General features: G+C 78.9%; 2 pseudogenes. Both read right to left on the minus strand.

Going from position 1 to position 1,907, the window contains the following annotated elements:
• A pseudogene (locus VR44_RS48115) lies at window positions 1–130 on the minus strand (AAA family ATPase); the annotation flags it as partial.
• A 102-nt stretch (window positions 131–232) separates the two neighbouring features.
• A pseudogene (locus VR44_RS39025) lies at window positions 233–1,907 on the minus strand (DNA-binding protein); the annotation flags it as partial.

Genomic DNA, 1,907 nt, shown 5'->3' on the forward strand with positions numbered 1-1,907 from the left:
GGGTGAGGGCCCAGCCGGGCGGGCGGGGGCCGGGGTCCTGGGCGGCGAGGAAGGCCAGTTCGGCGGCGTACCGCTCCTCGGCGGGCACGACCTGCCGCGCGGCGGGGGCGGACGGTTCGGTCACGGTCATCGGGAAGTCCTCGTGTTCTGGAAAGCCGTGGAAGGAAGAAGGGGCGGCGGGGGCGCGTGCCGGGAGGCCGCGCCCCCGCCGGTGCCGGTCACCCGGCGCGGCTCAGCGCCGGCGGCCCGCGGTGCGCTTCACCTTGAGCTCCTCGAAGCGCGGTACGTCGCCCTCACGGACCCGCGCCCACGCCCGGCGGTACAGCTCCGCCGCCGGCTCGGCCGGCACCAGCGCGCCCAGGACCGGCCGGCCGCCCGGGGCCAGGGCGTACATCGGCAGCTTCCACTGCTCGACGGGCAGCGCGGGCGCCCCCGGCTCGGCCCACGGGCCGGGCAGGAACAGGGAGCGCCCGGCACGGGCCCGGGTGGCCGAAACCACCAGGTCCGTGGCGGCCAGCTCCGCCCGGGCCGCCTTCAGCCGGGCCGGCTTCCAGCCCGTCCAGCGGGCCGTGTTCCGGTCGGTCGGGTCGGGCATCGCCAGCAGCGCCAGGTACAGGCCGGCGGCGTCCGCACCGAGCCCGTACTCCGCGGACACCTCGGCCACCAGCTCCGGCACGCTGCGGCCGGGGTCCTGCGGCCACCAGGTGCCCTCCGCGTCCACCGTGCCCGCCACCGGCGCCCCCGGATCGGCGAGCAGCGCGGCGAAGCCCGGGTCGTGGGCCAGGCGCAGCGCCGTCTCCGTCGCGCCGGGCAGCTGTCCGGTGTCGCGCAGCAGCGGCAGGTACGGGTCGGACCCGGTCGAGTCCAGCAGCGCGGTGCGCAGCGCGGGCAGGGGCCGGCCGTCCTGGGTGGCCAGCACCACCGCGCCGTACCGCTCGTACCCGGCCGTGGTCTCGGTCGGGGTGCCGGCCGCCTTCCGGAAACCGGCCAGGTCCACGTAGTGCCCCACGCTCAGCAGCAGCTCCGGCGAGGACAGCCGCTGCCGCAGCGCCGTCAGCGCCGGCGGCAGGCAGGACCGTACGGGGTGCCCGGCGGGCAGCCGGTGCGCGAGCCAGGCCGCGAAGCCCACCGAGGAGGTGAGCACCGCGGCGTCGAAGGGACGCCCGCCCGGGGCCACCGGCTCGGCGCGGTCGCCCTTGACCGCCCAGGCGGTGTCGGCGGACAGCTCCGGGGAGGCCGCCGCGTCCAGCAGCGCGGGCAGCGCACGGTGCGCCGTCCAGGCGGCGCGGACCTCCTTGCCGGCCTCGGCGAGCAGCCACTCGGGCACCGGCGTACGGCGGCCCGCGCGCCGGATCCACACCTGCGCGGCGGCCTCCGCGTCCGGGCCGTCCGTCCACAGCCGGGCCGGGTCGGCGGGCAGCAGGGCCGCGACCAGCTCGCGCCGCACCTCCGGGGAGAGCTCCTTGAGGTCGTTGCGGGCGGCCGCGGCGTCGTTGGCCTTGACCCCGAAGAGCTTTCGCAGGTCGGCGGGGAGGAATCCGCGCTCGTACGTCTCCAGGTACGGCAGGCCCGCGACGACCAGGGCGGCCATGGCGGCCGACACCCCGGTCAGCCGGCCGAACTCCTCGGCCGCCGCCGGGAACCACGGCGCCGGACCGCGCTCGGCGGCCTCCTTCAGGAACGCCGTCAGCCAGCCGGCCCCGCGCTCCCGGTCCCCGACCGTCACGGCCGCCCCGGCGCCGGTGTAGGGGGCGGGCACCGCGAAGGCGCCCGCCGGGTCGTGCAGCACGGCGTCGAAATGCCGCTCCCGCGGGTGCTCCGCCGTCTGCTCGTTGAGGGCCAGCAGCGCCCCGCCGCCCAGCGGCACGACCGCCCGGTGCCGGCCGCCGCGGCCGCGTTCCCGGCCG

Source organism: Streptomyces katrae (genome assembly GCF_000966975.1).
In the GTDB taxonomy this organism is placed as follows: domain Bacteria; phylum Actinomycetota; class Actinomycetes; order Streptomycetales; family Streptomycetaceae; genus Streptomyces; species Streptomyces katrae.